This is a genomic window from Proteus myxofaciens ATCC 19692, assembly GCF_001654855.1.
In the GTDB taxonomy this organism is placed as follows: domain Bacteria; phylum Pseudomonadota; class Gammaproteobacteria; order Enterobacterales; family Enterobacteriaceae; genus Proteus; species Proteus myxofaciens.
The window spans coordinates 49,489-67,276 of record NZ_LXEN01000094.1 but is presented as its reverse complement, the minus strand read 5'-3'; the positions used below and the strand labels follow the sequence as shown (position 1 = coordinate 67,276).

17 protein-coding genes are annotated in these 17,788 nt (G+C 36.4%); 5 read left to right on the top strand and 12 right to left on the bottom strand.

Features of this window, described 5'->3' with window-relative positions; translation table 11 throughout:
* Window positions 1-45 precede the first annotated feature (45 nt).
* Window positions 46-573, top strand: coding sequence for an inorganic diphosphatase (ppa, locus tag M983_RS09750; protein ID WP_066749861.1), 528 nt, complete (start codon window positions 46-48; stop codon window positions 571-573).
* Window positions 574-671: 98 nt separating this feature from the next.
* On the opposite strand, the gene M983_RS09745 is transcribed toward ppa, so the two are convergent.
* From M983_RS09745 to tamA, 6 genes are all read right to left on the bottom strand, one after another.
* On the bottom strand, window positions 672-1,868 hold the full coding sequence (locus tag M983_RS09745; protein WP_066749860.1) for an MFS transporter: 1,197 nt from the start codon (window positions 1,866-1,868) through the stop codon (window positions 672-674).
* A gap of 8 nt (window positions 1,869-1,876) precedes the next feature.
* The gene (locus M983_RS09740; protein WP_066749859.1) at window positions 1,877-3,169 is read right to left on the bottom strand and encodes a dTDP-4-dehydrorhamnose 3,5-epimerase family protein; all 1,293 of its coding nucleotides are present in this window, start codon (window positions 3,167-3,169) and stop codon (window positions 1,877-1,879) included.
* A 43-nt stretch (window positions 3,170-3,212) separates the two neighbouring features.
* Window positions 3,213-3,476, bottom strand: a complete 264-nt coding sequence (locus tag M983_RS09735) for an XRE family transcriptional regulator (protein ID WP_066749858.1) — start codon at window positions 3,474-3,476, stop codon at window positions 3,213-3,215.
* Between the two features lie 419 nt (window positions 3,477-3,895).
* On the bottom strand, window positions 3,896-4,243 hold the full coding sequence (locus tag M983_RS09730) for a gamma-glutamylcyclotransferase family protein (RefSeq protein WP_066749857.1): 348 nt from the start codon (window positions 4,241-4,243) through the stop codon (window positions 3,896-3,898).
* A gap of 5 nt (window positions 4,244-4,248) precedes the next feature.
* Window positions 4,249-8,079, bottom strand: coding sequence for an autotransporter assembly complex protein TamB (gene tamB, locus M983_RS09725; RefSeq protein ID WP_066749856.1), 3,831 nt, complete (start codon window positions 8,077-8,079; stop codon window positions 4,249-4,251).
* Complete coding sequence (gene tamA, locus M983_RS09720; protein WP_066749855.1) at window positions 8,076-9,818, bottom strand: autotransporter assembly complex protein TamA; 1,743 nt, start codon at window positions 9,816-9,818, stop codon at window positions 8,076-8,078. Before tamA ends, tamB begins: the two co-directional genes overlap by 4 nt.
* Window positions 9,819-9,954: 136 nt before the next feature.
* On the opposite strand from tamA, the gene msrA reads away from it, so the two are divergent.
* Together msrA and paeA are read left to right on the top strand one after the other, a co-directional pair.
* Window positions 9,955-10,596 (top strand): peptide-methionine (S)-S-oxide reductase MsrA, encoded by a 642-nt coding sequence (gene msrA / locus M983_RS09715; RefSeq protein ID WP_066749854.1) that lies wholly within the window; start codon window positions 9,955-9,957, stop codon window positions 10,594-10,596.
* A 169-nt stretch (window positions 10,597-10,765) separates the two neighbouring features.
* Entirely contained in the window at window positions 10,766-12,145 is a 1,380-nt protein-coding gene (gene paeA / locus M983_RS09710) for a polyamine export protein PaeA (protein WP_066749853.1), read from the top strand.
* Window positions 12,146-12,222: 77 nt separating this feature from the next.
* On the opposite strand, the gene M983_RS09705 is transcribed toward paeA, so the two are convergent.
* Entirely contained in the window at window positions 12,223-12,429 is a 207-nt protein-coding gene (locus tag M983_RS09705; RefSeq protein ID WP_066749852.1) for a DUF1107 domain-containing protein, read from the bottom strand.
* 280 nt (window positions 12,430-12,709) lie between these two features.
* Between M983_RS09705 and M983_RS09700 the strand changes: the two genes are divergently transcribed.
* On the top strand, window positions 12,710-13,276 hold the full coding sequence (locus M983_RS09700; protein WP_066749851.1) for a YtfJ family protein: 567 nt from the start codon (window positions 12,710-12,712) through the stop codon (window positions 13,274-13,276).
* A 59-nt stretch (window positions 13,277-13,335) separates the two neighbouring features.
* Here the strand turns inward: M983_RS09700 and cysQ are convergent, their stop codons facing one another.
* Together cysQ and bamJ are read right to left on the bottom strand one after the other, a co-directional pair.
* Window positions 13,336-14,076 carry a 3'(2'),5'-bisphosphate nucleotidase CysQ gene (gene cysQ / locus M983_RS09695; RefSeq protein ID WP_066749914.1) on the bottom strand — a complete coding sequence of 247 codons (741 nt, stop codon included), beginning with the start codon at window positions 14,074-14,076 and terminating at the stop codon, window positions 13,336-13,338.
* A gap of 141 nt (window positions 14,077-14,217) precedes the next feature.
* Window positions 14,218-14,838, bottom strand: coding sequence for a BamJ family beta-barrel-assembly machinery protein (gene bamJ, locus M983_RS09690; RefSeq protein WP_066749850.1), 621 nt, complete (start codon window positions 14,836-14,838; stop codon window positions 14,218-14,220).
* Between the two features lie 256 nt (window positions 14,839-15,094).
* Between bamJ and M983_RS09685 the strand changes: the two genes are divergently transcribed.
* Complete coding sequence (locus M983_RS09685; RefSeq protein ID WP_066749849.1) at window positions 15,095-16,543, top strand: NAD-dependent succinate-semialdehyde dehydrogenase; 1,449 nt, start codon at window positions 15,095-15,097, stop codon at window positions 16,541-16,543.
* 140 nt (window positions 16,544-16,683) lie between these two features.
* Here M983_RS09685 and zinT read toward each other — a convergent pair whose 3' ends face one another.
* The 3 genes from zinT to M983_RS09670 are packed head-to-tail and all read right to left on the bottom strand — an operon-like array spanning window position 16,684 to window position 17,716.
* Entirely contained in the window at window positions 16,684-17,328 is a 645-nt protein-coding gene (gene zinT, locus M983_RS09680; RefSeq protein WP_066749848.1) for a metal-binding protein ZinT, read from the bottom strand.
* A 4-nt stretch (window positions 17,329-17,332) separates the two neighbouring features.
* The gene (gene ykgO / locus M983_RS09675; RefSeq protein ID WP_006535739.1) at window positions 17,333-17,458 is read right to left on the bottom strand and encodes a type B 50S ribosomal protein L36; all 126 of its coding nucleotides are present in this window, start codon (window positions 17,456-17,458) and stop codon (window positions 17,333-17,335) included.
* Between the two features lie 9 nt (window positions 17,459-17,467).
* The gene (locus M983_RS09670) at window positions 17,468-17,716 is read right to left on the bottom strand and encodes a type B 50S ribosomal protein L31 (protein ID WP_066749847.1); all 249 of its coding nucleotides are present in this window, start codon (window positions 17,714-17,716) and stop codon (window positions 17,468-17,470) included.
* Window positions 17,717-17,788: the final 72 nt, after the last annotated feature.

The following is a 17,788-nucleotide window of genomic DNA, read 5'->3' as shown; positions in this document are numbered from 1 at the left end:
TATACTATGAATCACGTTAATTTATTTTTTCATAGGAAATTTTTTATGAGCCTGAATAATGTTCCTGCTGGTAAAGAGCTACCAGAAGATATCTATGTTGTTATCGAAATCCCAGCAAACGCGGATCCTATTAAATACGAAGTAGATAAAGAAAGTGGTGCGCTGTTTGTTGACCGTTTCATGTCAACAGCAATGTTCTATCCATGCAACTATGGTTACATCAACAACACATTATCTTTAGATGGTGATCCAGTAGATGTGCTAGTTCCAACTCCATATCCTTTACAACCTGGTTCAGTTATTCGTTGCCGTCCTGTAGGCGTACTAAAAATGACTGATGAATCAGGTGAAGATGCAAAATTAGTTGCTGTACCACACACTAAACTCAGCAAAGAATATGATCACATTAAAGATGTAAACGATCTGCCTGAGTTATTAAAAGCACAAATCAAACACTTCTTTGAACACTATAAAGATTTAGAAACTGGCAAGTGGGTTAAAGTTGACGGATGGGAAGGTGTAGAAGCAGCTAAAGCTGAAATTCTGTCTTCTTTTGAGCGTGCAAAAAAATAAGTATTACGTCATATCTTTATGACGAAGTCGCTATTGTTGATGCGATGTAAAAAATAAGCTCTTTTTTAAAGAGCTTATTTTATTTGTGTCTTATTTTCTTATTGATGTGTTAATTGCTTTTTGTTTTCTAAAGATAACTGTATTATCAATACTATGCCCGCCATTAATGTTATTCCAATAGATATTATCATTAGTAAATAAATAATCATTATTTCTCCTGTTGATAAAAATAAAATAGTGCCAACAATAGGTAAAATAAGCTGATTAAATAGAATAATTAAAGAAGAAATACTAGCTAACTTATCAATAGGAATTATTTTTATTCTTAATATTCGAAAAATATTTCCTGTAAATACTTTTCCTATAATAGAAATAGCATAGCAAAAAATAAATATAAAAAATGATGATGAGAAAATAATAAGAAAAGAAGAACTTACAATAATAATCACTAACGAAAAAATAAGTAATTTAATTCTACCTACACATTGTATTATATAGCTATATAGATAAGTACCTAAAACACCACAAACACCTGCAATAATATCAATAAAACCAAAATATTTAATAGGAAGATTAATCACTCTATCAATTAAAGCCGTTCCACTAGCTTCAATTAATCCATCAAACATATTATTACCTATTGCCATAAAAGTAGATAAAAGCAATATAGGTGTAGAAAGTAGATAAATAATATTAGCACTCGTTTTTTTATAAATATTAACATCATTATTAACTTTATTATTATTTCGTGAAACATCATGATAATAAAAAATAAAAAATATAATATTAATTAAATAAAATACTAGTGAGAAAAATAATAGATATTTATATCCACTATCAATAAATATTATTCCTATCGCAGGGCCAACAATCATCCCTAAAAAATCCATTCTAGAAAGAAGATTAACATGATTTTCTTTATCATCACTGATTAAAGCTATTATTTTTTCATAAGAAAGCAATGTTTGAGAATTTCCTATGGAAATCAAACTTCCCATTATGCCAAAACAGATAGCAATCATTAAATCAGACGAGAAAGTTACTAGTATTAAAAAAAGACAACCTATAATCTTACAACTATCGGAGATAATAGAGACTATCCTTATCCCTAAATTATCAATATATTTACCAATTAAAGGAATTAAAAAAACCCTAGGTAACCACCATAATGCGTATGTCAATCCAGCATATTCAATGCTTTTTGTCAGTGAATATACCATTACTGGCGCCAAAAAAACCATTAAGCCATCAGCAGTTAGCACAATAAAAAGCATATAAAAAAAGACGATACGCATAATGTGTATTAAACCTTTTCTTTTATGAGCACTTTAATAGGATTATTATTTTCATCAAAAATAATAATCGATTTTGGCGTGTTATGAGTTGGTGCTTCTTTTATCATTTCTTGTTGTTTCAGTGCTAAATGCTGATAGTAAGCTAAATCTGCCTCTCTAGTATTGACTTTAAAGCTTTGATAATTTCTATTATTAATTGGCCAGTCAATAACATCATGCCCTGGTATATATTCTTTATTGTCATCTAGATAAATAACGGGTCGATTCACAGTTGTAATATTTTTCAGATTAAAAAGTGCATGAGCAACACCGCAAGGAATCACTAATTCAACATTGGCTGCTGGTGAAAAAGTAATTTCATCTTCTAAAAAAACGGTTTCAGAACCTTCTCGCATATCCACCAATTTGAGCGTAATCAGTGAAGATGAATGCCCCAAAAATGTTAAATGATCTTCTTGCCCTAAATGTATTCCATAAGAATCAAAATCATAATTCTCATTTCCATGCTCAACAAGATACATGGGAGATTGCTTTGTTAGCGGTACAATGCCACTTAATTTTCCTGTTTTTAAAGAAGGTAATTCTCTAAATTCAACGCCTAATATTGCTGATTGTGGTAATGGCATTACTGCGGTTTCACCTATTTTCTCTCTTATTTTTATATTGATTTCTTTACCATCATCTAACACCATTTTTCTTGTTTCGGCGTGAACAAATAAATGCTTTTTTATATTTTCATGTTGGATTTCAGCAATTCGGTGATATACAAAATCTGAGGCTTCTTCTGTCATTGGTTCAACCCCTTCTATTTCATCAATATCAATATGCTCAGGAATATTTATCACGTCATTATCAGGTGACCAAGCTAGTGTCTCTTGTGCTAATTTATCGATTGAAGGTAAAAATAATGTATAACTATTTAACGTAAAAATATTTTCTAAATGATGAAAGGTATGTGCCACACCTGGTGGAATAATCAATGTTTTCGCAGATGACGGAGTAATATAAAACGTTAACATTGATTTGAATGTAGGAGATCCCTTACGACAATCAATAAATTTAGCTAATATTTTATGATTTTCATCACCTAAAAAAGTCAATGTATCTTGTTGACCAAGATGAATACCATATTGCCCATATTTAAATTGATCTTCACCATAATAGATAATATTTATAGGATAAGTTGTTGTAAAAGGAATAACATAAGCACCTTTTTTACCATTATTAATTCGCCATCGATAAATCCAATGTAAACCATCAATATTTATATCTTTGTTCAATTCAATAATATCCATATCCATTTTATATTCCTTAAATAATAAGCAGTCTTACGACTGCTTTATACTAAAACGACATGACTTCAATGTCATAGCCTAATTCTTTTGCACTCTCCAATAATGTCGTTAAATTAGCTGTATTTAATTTAGAATATTTATCATCTGCCGGTGCATTCTTTATGCCTGCGAGATAAGCTAGTTTATCGAATGTAGCTGATACTACTGTCTTCGTTTGCAATAATGCATCAGTAAAATCATTACTGATAGATTCTTGTGTTATCGGATTTTGGGGTGATTTATACAAACAAGTAAGTTGGTTTACTTTATTCATAGAATATCCTCTTCAAATAGATGAATAAAACTAAAATGAAACAAAATCTAGATTACATTTTATAAACAAAGTATTTCAAGGAAATTTTAAGCATTAGTATTTATTTAATTTAAAAACAAGAGTCCATTAATAACTTTCATATACATTCAGATAAAAAAGATATTAATTATTTTTCTTTTTTTTATTTATGAGTTTATTTTATATAAATTAATTAATATGTGTTTTTATAATGTCTAAAAAGACTAATAAGAGAATACATTAATAAAAATAGAGATAGCGCCCCACAATATATTAATAAAAATAATAAATATGAGGAGTTAAAAAGTATAAGCAGATTCTAACTATCATCAATAAGAATGGCTCGATAACCGTAAGCTATCAAGCCATTATTTGTATATATTACGTATACGGCTATATTTTTACTCTTCTTCGTGGCGCTTAAGCCAATCACCACTTTTTATCTGGCGTAATCCATCAACAGGATGCTGATAAAGATAGATCCAAGCACTACCATAAGGCGTTGAAATCAGCTCCCTTTTGTAGTCTTGATCATTTTTTTTCAATTCATCAAGCTCTGTCAATATTGATGGCGTTATGCGATAAATCTCACACTCAATTTCACCGTCACCTTCTACCACCGCAGGATAAAACCCTAAATCATAGAGTTTATAACCTGCTAATTTATACGCACCTAATAGCTGCGCATAGGTCATCCAGTGATGATTGCCTTGATTTTGCCGTAAACTACCATAAACAATAATTCGCATATAAATTAAAACTCAAATTGATAAAGCAGATCGATTGCCTGATTCATACCAGACACTGCTTGTAAATACAACCTAGGCATCAATCGATAACGTAGCGTTAACGTTGCTAGCGAATCAAATATACCCACGCCATACTTCACTTGTAAGTCATTAGTTATCTTACCACTCACAACAACTTGTGAATTATCACCAACACCTTGAGTATCTAAAGCTAAGTCAGAAACACCAAATGTTTCACCAATGCTTCCGACTAGTTGTCCACTTTGACCAACACCTAACCCTATTAGCATTGCCGTCATTTGAGCAGAGTCTGAATCACCGCTTTCTAACCCTTGGCCACGTAGCAAGTAAGATAAAGCTTCTTGCTGGGTTTTTGCAGGCTCTGAGAAAATTTCAACTTTTGGCTTATCAGCAAGTCCCGTAACCCTAACACCTGCGATAACGTTATCTGCTGTATTATCAGGATTGCGGATAGCTTCAATATTTAAGTAAGGTTGATCAACAGGTCCTGAGAAAAGGATCTGCCCTTTACGTACAATTAAGTCTTGTCCATAAGCGCGGAATTCACCACGAGGAATGTCAACCTGACCATTAAGCCCAAGCCCTTGTTTATCTTGATTGACTTTTAATGTTCCTGTCAATCTAGCTTTAAGCCCAAATGCGTCTAAGGTCACATCATCACCAATATTAATTGCTAAATTACTTTGAATTGGTATTGATGATTGTTTAGGTGCAATAGGTTGTAAATCTTTGTCTAACATAACCTCATCAGAAGATGCTGATACTGCTGACTCAGGTATTTCTTGAACAACAATACGCGCCCAAGGTATATCAATACGCCCATCTAACTTGAGTAAATTAGGACCAGCTTCAAAAACGAGATCAGGATTAACATCGATACGTACCATTGGCGGTAAAGATACGCGTAATTTATTACCATTAGCAGCAATAACAGCACGCCACTCATCTAATTTTCGCCAATCTGCATTACCCGTCAGATTTAAATAGCCTTCTGGTGTTTCAATTCGACCTGCTAAATCAGAAGTAGCCCCATCAAAATTAATATCAACATTTCCTTTTGTGATATCAAATGGTATCCAATGCCCAGTCACTTTTAGCTGATTAATACCAAAGTGACCGAATAAAAGTGGCGATTGTACATTTCCACCTAAACGTAGATTTGCACCAACTTGCCCTTGAGCTATTTCCCCCTTTCCTAAGAAAGGTTTAATAAGATCAAGAGTAAGATTATCAATATCAATATTTCCTGAGAGTTGGCGTTTTTTCTCAAGATCAGAGACATTCACATTCCCTTTAAAGTTACCATTACCCGCAATACTGATTAACCATTGTAATGTCGCTTTCCCATTATTAACGCCAGCATTAAGCGTTATAGCGTCAAAATCGATAGGAAGAATCGTGCCATCTACATTTTGTTTTAGCCCAACACCTTGGCCTTTAAGATTCACACTGGCTTTAGGTAACCCACCTTTTGCAGTCCATGTTGCCGTTGCATCACCCGTAAAGACACCTTTTAGAGAGGTTTCTGGTGGTAAAAAGGGTTTTATCATGGCTAAGTCAAAACGAGTTAACGTAATCGCAGCTGAGCCACTTTCACCCACGGTAATCGCTTTAGGTACGCATATTTGAGCATTAGGGTTAACCCAGCAATGAGAACCAATAGTCACTTGCTGTTTTTCAGCTAATAAATCAAGGGACATAGCTTTGTTTAAACGCCATTCACCAACGGGTGTATCAAATGCCGTATTGTTTAATGTGCCTTTCCATTGCTGTTTCTCTTTATCAAAAGAGCCCGCTAACGTTAAGCCTCCAGAAACAGGCTCACCATCAATTTTCAATGTCAGTTTATGTTGTTTTTCACCACCTGATGCATCAAGTGTTAACTGACGAACAATTAAATCAGCTTGTTTTAATTGATGTGCTGTTATCGCAAGTTTACCGCTAATTTCTTTATCTGATTGGACATCACCTTTGATAGTGACAGAATCAACACTCACTTGATCTTGCCATTTGATACCTTTGGCATTGATATCAGCAAAAATTTGCGGTTTATTGATATCACCACGAACATTCACTTTCCCTTTAATCACACCGGCTAAACCAGGCACTAAGCCATTCAATCCTGGCGCATTAATATCGGCATCTAATGCCCATTTATCACCTAAATGACCAGCAATATTGAGATTATTTTTACCTAAAATAATGTTTAATTGTGGGATATTCCATTGACCAGAGTTATTGCCGTAAGCATTGCCTCTCGCCTTAATAAGGTTATTTTTAATATTACCGTCTAACGTAATTTCGGGCACTCGTAATTGCCAACTACCGCCGTATAGACTTCCTGTTGTAGCAATACGTCCTTCAAGTTTTGCAGGTATATCTGGATATTGTTTTACAGTATTAATACCTGAAATAGTGAGCAACGCATTCCAACTAATCGCCTTACTCCAGTCTGCAACTCCTGTAATATCGGCATGACCCTGTAAAGCGGCTAAACGTAAACGTGTTAATTCAATTTTTTCTTCATTCCCTTTTGCGTCTAATGTCAATTTAGCAGGTGGAATTTCTTGGCCTTGGATATCAGAACGTAAAGAGAGGTCATAATTATCAGTTTGCCCATTGAGGCGTAATCGTGTGTCATTAAGCTGATATTGCACATCTCCCGTTAATGGCCAACGCACATTTTTACTCTCTAATGTTAATTTAAGAGGTAAATGCGCTTTTGCTAATTGCGCTTGTGCATCTAGCGTCGCAGTCACTGCACCAGTAAGAGAAAGGTTTAACGCAAGCTCATCGAGTAATGCACCACGTAAAGAAAGCGCGACTTGTTGATCTTTAAAATCTTCAAGCCCTTTCACCTCGCGAATAGCCGCATTCACATCTAATGTCACAGGCCATTGCTTATCAAGCGTGATACCACCTTCAATTGTGATTTCACCTTCTGGTGCATCTACCGTGAATTTATTGAGAGTGACGTGTTTATCTTGCGTATCAGCTTGTAAAAAGAGTTTATTGATAGTGACAGGTGTATCGCCTGTAACTTGTAACTGCTTACCTTCAATACCTTCAACTTTTACATCAACTGGAATAACAATATCGGGTAAATCCGCTAATAACGGTTTATCGAAAATAGCTTTTATTGTATCAGCAAGGGCCTGTTCTTTTTCTTCTGGTGTTTTAGGTTCTGGTTTCGGCTCTAATAATGCGGCATCTTTAACATTCTGAGCAATTGCTTGTGGACTACCTTCTTCTACAGGTTCTGGTGTTTTAGGAAGTGCCACCAGCAAGCTATCTATCACCGTAGGTTTTAAAATAACTTGATGTTCTTGCCACTGTGCTGCTGTTGTAAATTCATCTAACGATATTGCCATATCATCAATAGTTAGATGCGTATTTTTAAGAGATAAGGAATTAAGAAATATAGGTAGAGGCGCATTTAATTGTGTTAAAGGCTCTGAAGGTGGTGTTTCTTCTGATGGTGGAAAAGCACTCGTATCAATATTAACAACGACATCACGCGTTCCAAGCTCATCAATACAGACTTGCTTATCTTTTAAGCACGCAAGCTTTAATCCTAATGATAGTTCCCCTACATTAACATCAACACCTGGCATTTTATATTCAACACCGGATAAACGTAGGTCTTGCCATCCGCCTCTTACATCTTCAATAACTAATCCAGGAACCCAACGAGCCGCACTATTAATTGCAAAATGTAGTCCTGATTGTGTTCCTAAGATCCAGGTAAGCGCACCAACAATAAGTAAAAGGATGAGAAGGAGCGTTAGAACAATCCATTTCAACCACTTCATCATAACTCTGCTCCTAACCCGATATAAAATTGAACTTTACGCTTTTCACCACTACTCACAGGAAGTGCGATATCAAACTTAATCGGTCCAACAGGCGATGCCCATCGAACACCGGTACCAGCACCTGTTTTAAAATCACTTTTTGTAAAGTCATTAACAGCTTCACCGCTATCAATAAAAACAGCACTCCACCAATTCCCTGTTACATTATATTGATACTCGACAGATCCGACTAACATTCTAGAGGCACCCGTTAGATTACCTTTACTGTCTTCAGGTGAAATACTTTGGTATTTATACCCACGAACACTTCTATCACCCCCGGCGAAGAAACGCAGTTCAGGTGGGACTTTTTCAAAAGCATTTGTTTCTATCCAGCCCATATTGCCCCTGAAAACAAAACGATGACCTTCCCAAGGAGAACGTATCCACACTTGTTGTGCATTCAGCGCTAAGAACTCAACATCTGAGCCCCATATTTTATTGGAGTAATCAATAGAATAGCGTTGACTATCTCCCCAATAAGGCATCATTCCCCCTTTTTGACGCACACGACTGGCATTGACACCAGGATATAGTAGCATTGTTGTATTCGTGACATCGCCTTGGGTAAAGTGGCTTAAACTCCAACGAGTATTGATACTGTATTGCCATCCTGTTGTCATATCCCAGTTACGAGAAACATTTAATGTTGTCGTATCAGAACGTGTATCATTTAAATCAGTACGTTTAAATCCACCTTGAATACCATAATACTGTTCTAATGGATTGACTTTTAATGGAATTTTATAGTTTGCACCAATAGATTGTTCTGGTTTAGAGACGCTCATAGTAGATGTTAAGCTATGACCACGAGAGTTCATCCATGGTTTATCCCACTGCATATTAAGGCGAGGGCCTACATCCGTTGCAAAACCGCCCCCTAATTCGATGTAGTTACGAGAACGGGGTGTCACTACTGCATCCATTGGCAGTAAATAAGATTTTTCACTGCGTGCTTTGGCAATATCTGGTGTGACAACGGCAGAATTAAACCAGCCTGTCGCCGCTAAACGGCGATTAAATTCAGCGAGATCTTCTGAGGAGTAATATTCTCCCTCTTTAAAAGGAACAATATTTCTTAAATAGTCTTCTCTAATTTGCGAGCCGGTATAATAAACTTTACCAAACCGATAACGCTCACCACTATTAAAAATAAAATCCCAATAAGAGGCATGATTATCTAAAGAAACACCTAACTGGCTTTTTTCCATTTCAGCATCGAAATAACCTCGACGAATGGCTAAACCCGTTAATACGCCTTTGAGTTTTTCATATTCTCCATGATTTAATACGCTATCAAGTGGAGGTGTGTTTTCTTTAATGAATTTGGCATATTGTTCATCTGTTTTAGCACCACCTTCAAGAACAACACTCACCCCTTTTAATAAAACAGGCACACCCGCTTCAACTTTTGCCGTTAATACAGGGCGAGCAGGTGGCGTGTTTTCTTGATAAGAGAACGTGATAGTCGGTTGATAATAGCCTAAAGGACGAAGTCCTTCTTTAATTGCTTTTTCAACACGTGCTCGAAAACGCCCGTCAGGTGCGACTTCTTCTGTTGTAATGTTTGATAGCTGTACTCGTGCGTTTTTTTCGAGTTGCCCTTCTAAACCTTCCACTTTTAAACGTAAATTTGCACCATAAGCAAAAGACGTCGTGAAAGACAGACAGAGAACGTAGATAACGGAGTATCTTGGCACGTTTTCTCCTCAATTAAGATAATGTGGTTTAATTCGTTTGATAAAATTGACGATAAGCTATTTTAAGCATTATTGTAGTTTTAGTTTATAACATTATTAACGCTTTACCACAGTAAAGCATTTACAATTATAAAAAATGGAGCCTACCTTGCAACATAAAGCTTACGAACCGGAGAATGCCCTAGAAGGCAATACGACACCATTAGAAATATCTGCTAATCATGCTGTAAATGGACACTCAATCAAAGAAATCCCTGAAAATATGTCAGTTGCCTATTTTGCTATGGGTTGTTTTTGGGGCGTAGAACGTCTTTTTTGGAAATTATCGGGTGTTTATTCAACGAGTGCAGGCTATAGCGGTGGTGTCACAAAAAACCCAACTTATGAACAAGTATGCGAAGGTTTAACTGGCCATGCTGAAACTGTGAGAGTTGTTTTTGACCCCTCTATCATTAGCTACCAAGCCCTTTTAGCCCTATTTTGGGAAAATCACGATCCTTCACAAGGAGAACGACAAGGCAATGATATTGGCAGCCAGTATCGCTCAGCGATTTATACCGATACACTATTACAATATGAACAAGCCATTGAATCAAAAAAACGTTATCAACAAGCGATGAATGAGCAAGGTGTAACGAGAGAGATAACCACAGAGGTTCAACCTGTAGGTCCTTTTTATTTTGCTGAAGATTATCATCAACAATATCTCTTTAAAAATCCGCAAGGTTATTGCGGATTAGGTGGAATGGGGATTTGTTTTCCACCTGAAACGAACTGATTAGAAAAACTGGCGGAAAATAGCAGGGCAATGATATAATCTTGCCCTCTTTTCTGTCTTTGTGCCTATTTTTATTAAATAGCCAATCACAATATATTGATTTATCTTCTTTTATTAACACTCTAGTATTGCCCTTTGGTTTAAATACTTAGGGTAATGTGAGCCTTATATGCTTAATAGTTTACTCATCGTCCTTTTACTCTGTGCTATCAGTGCCTTTTTCTCGCTGTCAGAAATATCTCTCGCAGCTTCTCGCCGAATTAAATTGAAACAACTCGTTGATGAAGGCAATATCAACGCAGCGCGTGTGTTAAAGATGCAAGAAACACCGGGTATGTTTTTTACCGTTGTGCAAATCGGCTTAAATGCCGTTGCGATTTTAGCGGGTATTGTGGGTGAATCTGCATTCTCACCTTCATTAAAAAGTTTTTTCGAGCAGTTCTTATCAGAGTCTCTATCACAACAGCTAGGTTCTGTGTTCTCATTTATTATTGTCACCTCTATGTTTATTCTACTGGCAGACTTAACGCCTAAACGTATTGGTATGATAAAACCAGAACCTATTGCGCTAAGAATTGTCAATCCAATGCGTTTTTGTCTTGCCTTATTCCGCCCTTTAGTTTGGCTATTTAATGGCATGGCTGATCTTATTTTTAAACTCTTTAAAATTCCGATGGTAAGAAATGAAGATATTACCTCTGATGATATTTTTGCCATTGTTGAAGCAGGTGCTGTTGCAGGTGTTTTACGTAAACAAGAACATGAATTAATTGAAAACGTGTTTGAATTAGAATCACGCACAGTGCCATCTGCAATGACACCACGAGAAGATGTTGTTTACTTTGATCGTGAAGAAACAGAAGCCGATATTAAGTATAAAATAGCCACCCAACCTCATTCTAAATTTCTCGTTTGTGAAGGCGATATTGATCATATTATTGGTTATGTTGATTCTAAAGAGCTACTTAACCGCGTTATCAATGGTCAAAGCCTTAACCTCAATGAAGGCGTTCATATTCGCAAAGCGCTAATTATTCCTGATACATTAACACTCTCTGATATGTTAGAAAGCTTTAAAACATCAGGGGAAGACTTTGCTATCATTTTAAATGAATATGCCATGGTAATGGGTGTTATCACGCTAAATGACGTCATGGTGACGTTGATGGGCCATCTTATGGGACCAGGGCAAGAAGAACAAATTGTCAGTCGTGATGAACATTCATGGTTAGTTGAGGGCGGTACGCCGATTGATGATGTTATGCGCGCACTTGATATTGATGATTTCCCAGACTCAAGTAACTACGAAACGATCGCAGGCTTTATGATGTATCGCCTACGCAAAATTCCAAAACGCACTGATTATGTCAAGTTCTCAGGATATAAATTTGAAGTCGTTGATATCGATAATTATAAAATCGACCAACTATTAGTGACCAAAGTCGGTGATGTGCCACCTGTTAAGCCTATGTTACAAGAAATTTCGCCGTTGATACAAACAACGACAAATTCAGAAATAAAGGCAGATGAAGATAAGAAAATAAAATAGATAGTAATGCTGGTAATTAATAACTGAGTCTTATATAAAATAACAAAATAAAGACTCAGTTATCTATTGGATAAAAGTTAACCCATTTCGGCTTTGAGTAAAACAACCTGTTGGTTCACTTCGCTCATCACACTAAAATGTGGTTTATCTTTTATTTTTGGTAATAAAATTTTACCGTAATCGAATTCAAAAGCGCCCATTCCTTTGATGTAAAACCGTCCACGAAATAAGGTTTTAACGTAGAGAGCAATTTTTTGTGGGTTATAGCGGTTGAAGATTTTCATCTTTCAGTTAGTCTCCCATGCTCAGTAGTGAGTTTATAAGTCAAAAAGACTTACCTTTATATACCAAAATTAAAGACCTAATTATAACTACTAGGTTCAACTTATTTAGTTTTCTTATCTATTTTTACCTTTTTTGACATTAAAGAAGATAAGTAGATATAACGTAGACCGTATATTACAACTTATATGTTAAAAAAATGTGTCAATAAGAACATCTTTTTCCGATAACGTTCTATGATTAATAGAACGTGAAGTGGATTTTAATAATAGGACAATGGCTATGCACAAAATAATCTTAGCAACACTTTTATTAAGTACATCAACGTGGGCTTTAGCTCATAATATTACTGAAAATACGACACTAGCCCCGACCCCGATTACAGTAGATGATAAGGGTGAGCTTCTTTATGACACGGCTAAAGACAAATTCAGTTATCAAAATTGGAATAGCAGTTTATTGAATGGCAAAGTACGCGCTATTCAGCACATTGCTGGTCGTAGCAAAGCCAAAGAGATGAACGCACCATTTATTGATGCTGTTAAGCAAGCTAAATTCCCACAAGAGAGCTATCAAACAACAACTATCATCAATACTGATGATGCAATCTTTGGCACAGGACCTTTTGTGAGAGGAAGTGTTGAAGATAGTAAAAAAGAATTTCCATGGTCACAATTTATTGTTGATGCCGATGGTGTTGCACAGAAAAGCTGGGGATTAGAAAAAGAAAACTCCGCAATTATTATTCTTGATAAACAAGGCAAAGTACGTTTTGTAAAAGAAGGCATATTAAGTGGGGCTGAAATTACTAAAAGCATTAATCTCATTAATGATCTAATTAAAGAATAGTCATCATATTATTACCAGAGCCCTAAAATAATAAGGGCTCTGACTTAACATTTTCAATATTAAAAAATAGACACTCTAAAGCCGGGATTAATGAGCGACTCTTTCGGTGAATAATCTAATGTTACCCCTTTCCAATCAGTAACATGCGCGCCCGCTGCAATCGCGATCGCATGACCTGCTGCCGTATCCCATGTGTGAGTAGGTCCAAATCGCGGATAAAGTTGCGCTTTTCCTTCTGCAACAAGACAAAATTTTAATGACGAACCAACTGTAACAGTTTGATGCTCACCTAACTGAGATAGGTATTCTTTTAACTCGTCATCTTGATGAGAACGGCTAATTACAATAACAGGTGGCTCAGCACGACTCACTCTTATTGGTAATCGTTGTCCACATACCTCTTTCCACGCTTGTTTATTTTCCGCACAATAAAGTACATTTTGAACAGGTGAATAAACAACACCTAAAATTGGAATACCTTTTTCAATTAAGGCAATATTGACCGTGAATTCGCCATTTTTACTAATAAATTCTTTAGTACCATCTAAAGGATCTATTAACCAATAACGCTCCCAGTGACGTCTTTCTTCCCATACTGGGGGATCTTCTTCTGATAATTGAGGGATCTCAGGAGTAAGAGCCGTCAGCCCTTGTTTGATAATTTGGTGTGCGGCGAGATCTGCTGCTGTCACCGGTGAATTATCACTTTTCTCCTGCACTTGAATAGGCTCAGATTGTTGATAGATTTTCATTATCGCCATACCCGCTTCGCGAGCTAATTGACTGACTTGTTCTAACATCATTCACCTCTCTTATTTTTATAAGAGGGATAGTTTCTCTTATAAAACCAATTATCCTGCTGTCTCTTTATTTTAGCATAGAGACAAAAATAGCCGGATAAAACCGGCTATGATATTGATGTTTTAAAGTAGGTTAAGAAATTATAAAATCTCTAATAATTCTACTTCAAAAACTAATGTAGCAAATGGAGGGATAGCCGCACCCGCGCCACGCTCGCCATAGGCTAATTGATAAGGAACATATAATTCCCATTTAGAGCCTACTGGCATCATTGTCAACGCTTCAACCCAACCTGCAATAACACCATTTACTGGGAATTCTGCTGGCTGACCACGTTGTACTGAACTATCAAACACAGTACCATCAATTAAACGACCTGTGTAGTGAACACGAACATGGTCTGTACTTGCAGGAATTACGCCTTCACCTTTTGTCAATACTTTGAATTGTAACCCTGACTCAGTGACCGTTACGCCTTCATTTTTTACGTTTTCTTCTAAGAAAACTTTACCAGCATCAGCAAGCGCTGCTTGTCGTTCTTGACGAATAGCTTCAGCGCGTTCATGCATAGTACGTAATGCATTATGTAGCGTTTCAACAGGTACAGCAGGCGCATTGCCTTCTAATGCATCGGTCAATCCTGCGAGTAATGCAGCTGGCTCTAGCCCTTGAAGACCTGACTCAGTTAGTTGTTGGCCAACTTGTAGACCAATACCGTAACTTGCCTGTGATTCGATAGAATCAAATGATGGTTTTGACATGAAAAATACCTGTTTTTATGAATGTTAGCCAAGAATAGCAGTGGTGGCTTTTAGCGTAAACCTTTCGTCAATGTTTATCGTCATTATTCGCTAAAAGTATCTTCAAATTACTCGAAATAGCGTATATCCCTATGCCTTCTAGTAAAATTCATTAGACTTTTTTTTCACAAAATCAGTCCCTATGCATATAATAAACCTATGTAGTACTGTTAATTCAGAACTAAATATCAATATATAGAGTTCAGAGAGGTATCAAGTGAAAATAACGGCGAATCCTTATTTCCGAGAACAAGGCTATATTGATGGGCTTTGGTGTGATGCTCAAAATAAAGACACTGTTGATGTGATAGATCCCGCAACAGATACACTATTAGGTACAGTACCTAATATGTCGACTCAAGAAACACTCAGTGCAGTGAATGCGGCACAACAAGCTCTACCAAAATGGCGTGCGTTAACCGCACACCAACGCGCGACCTTATTACGGAAATGGTTTACATTAATCATCGAAAATAAGCGCCAACTTGCAGAACTGATGACCTTTGAACAAGGTAAACCTCTTGCAGAAGCTGAAGGCGAAATAAGCTATGCAGCTTCATTTATTGAATGGTTTGCAGAGCAAGGAAAACGGACTAATGGCGAAATTATTCCGTCACCTTCGCCAGATAAACGTCTTATGGTCATCAGACAAGGTATTGGTGTTTGTGCCGCTATTACGCCTTGGAATTTCCCAGCAGCTATGATTACTCGTAAAGCAGCACCTGCATTAGCAGCAGGGTGTACCATGGTAATTAAACCTGCAAATGAAACACCTTATACTGCACTTGCCCTTGCTGAATTAGCCACTCAAGCAGGTATTCCAGCAGGTGTTATCAATATAGTAACAGGCGATGCGGCTAAAATTGGTGAAGTTCTCACTTCTGATCCTCGTGTAAGAAAATTGAGTTTTACAGGCTCAACAGGCGTCGGACGTTTATTAATGCGCCAATGTTCTGATAGCATCAAAAAAGTCTCGCTTGAGTTAGGAGGTAATGCGCCATTTATTGTCTTTAATGATGCCGATATCGATAAAGCAGTTGAAGGTGCTATGGCGGCGAAATTTCGCAATGCAGGGCAAACTTGTGTATGCGCAAATCGTTTTTATGTCCATAAAGATGTTTATGATGTATTTAGCCAACGTTTTGTTGAAGCGGTGAAAAAATTAAAAGTAGGTAATGGTTTTGACGAAGGTGTAACTATAGGTCCATTAATCAATCATAAAGCGATTGAAAAATCGCAGTCATTACTTGCTGACACGCTAAAACGTGGCGCAACGCTCTTATGTGGTGGAGAAAAAGATAAAGCGGGCGAAAACTTCTTCCAACCTACTGTTGTTGGTAATGTCCCTGCTGAAAGTCATATTCTTGAAGAAGAAATATTTGGCCCTGTTGCCCCTATCGTTATTTTTGAAAATGAAGACGATGTTGTCAAACTTGCCAATAATACTATTTATGGCTTAGCCGCTTATTTCTATAGTGAAGATCCACAACGTATTTGGCGTGTATCTGAAAACTTAGAATATGGTATGGTCGGTATTAATACTGGCGCTATTTCAAATGAAGTTGCACCTTTTGGTGGTATTAAACAATCTGGTTTAGGACGTGAAGGTTCTGAACATGGTATTGAAGACTATATGGAAATGAAATATCTCTGCCAAGGTTTATAATATAAAAATACAAAATCAGTCAGCAAGGAAGTGGCTTCTTTTATATTTAAAATCATTCTATGTATTAAGACGTTAAGCAAAAAATACCCTCGATAATATATCGAGGGTATAAATAATTATTTGTACTCTATTATCTGTAACTAGTGATAGAGCATCTCATGAACAATATCTTTGCCTTTCATGGAATAAGGATAAAACGTTGGCCAATTATTTAGCTCTTTAAATAATTCTTTATGTGAATTATTTCCCATATATAAATGAAAATGCTCTGATTTTTCTGGTGCAATAATATGATCACTAAACTGAATAAACTTCGGTGCTTGGCTTTGTTTATCATTACAACTAAATAGATAACGAACACCCTTCTTACCTGATTCATAATGCAAAATATGATAACCATCATAGTGATATTCACAACTATCTATTTTTTCGCCTTGATGGAATTCAATCACATTATCTTCAATGCCTATCATATCAATATCTGTTTTATAGCCTTGAGCATAATAAGCGCGATATTCTTCAACTGTTTTATCTTTTTTCGTCTCTGCTTTCTTTTGTAAAACAGGATCTAACTCTCCACTCAACAAATAAGGCTCAGCAGATTGCCATACTCCATCCCAATCACTCAAAGAACGATTGAGAACATCCTTGTCCTCAAAAATACCATTGGCTGCATCGCGTTGTGCTTGAGTTTGTACCTTTTCATGATGGCCATGAGCAACAACAGACATTGCCGTACCAAGTAAGCCCATGATCAATAAACAAGAAAAAATAGGTTTTTCCATAAACTTATCCTTGGACTGCTTTAAAGCGTGGGTTTGATTTACAAATTACATAAAGACGTCCACGACGACGAACGACTTTGCAATCTGGGTGGCGTTGTTTTGCACTTTTTAGTGAACTTAATACCTGCATTTTTTTACCTTAATTAACAAAGCGACCAAAACGTTTATTAAAGCGAGCCACATTACCTTCTTGAGCATGCGTTTTTTGCTTACCGGTATAAAACGGATGTGATTGAGAAGAAATATCCAGTGTGACGTAAGGATATGTCTGGCCTTCAAACTCAATAGTTTTTTCCGTCTTTATAGTGGAGCCGACTTTAAAATAAGCATCTGCGCTCGTGTCGTGAAAAATAACTGTTCGATATTGTGGATGAATAACTTGTTTCATGAATACCCCCTAAAACATGTAATGTTATAATATAACAATATGAATTTGTTATAATGTAACGCTTTTGATATT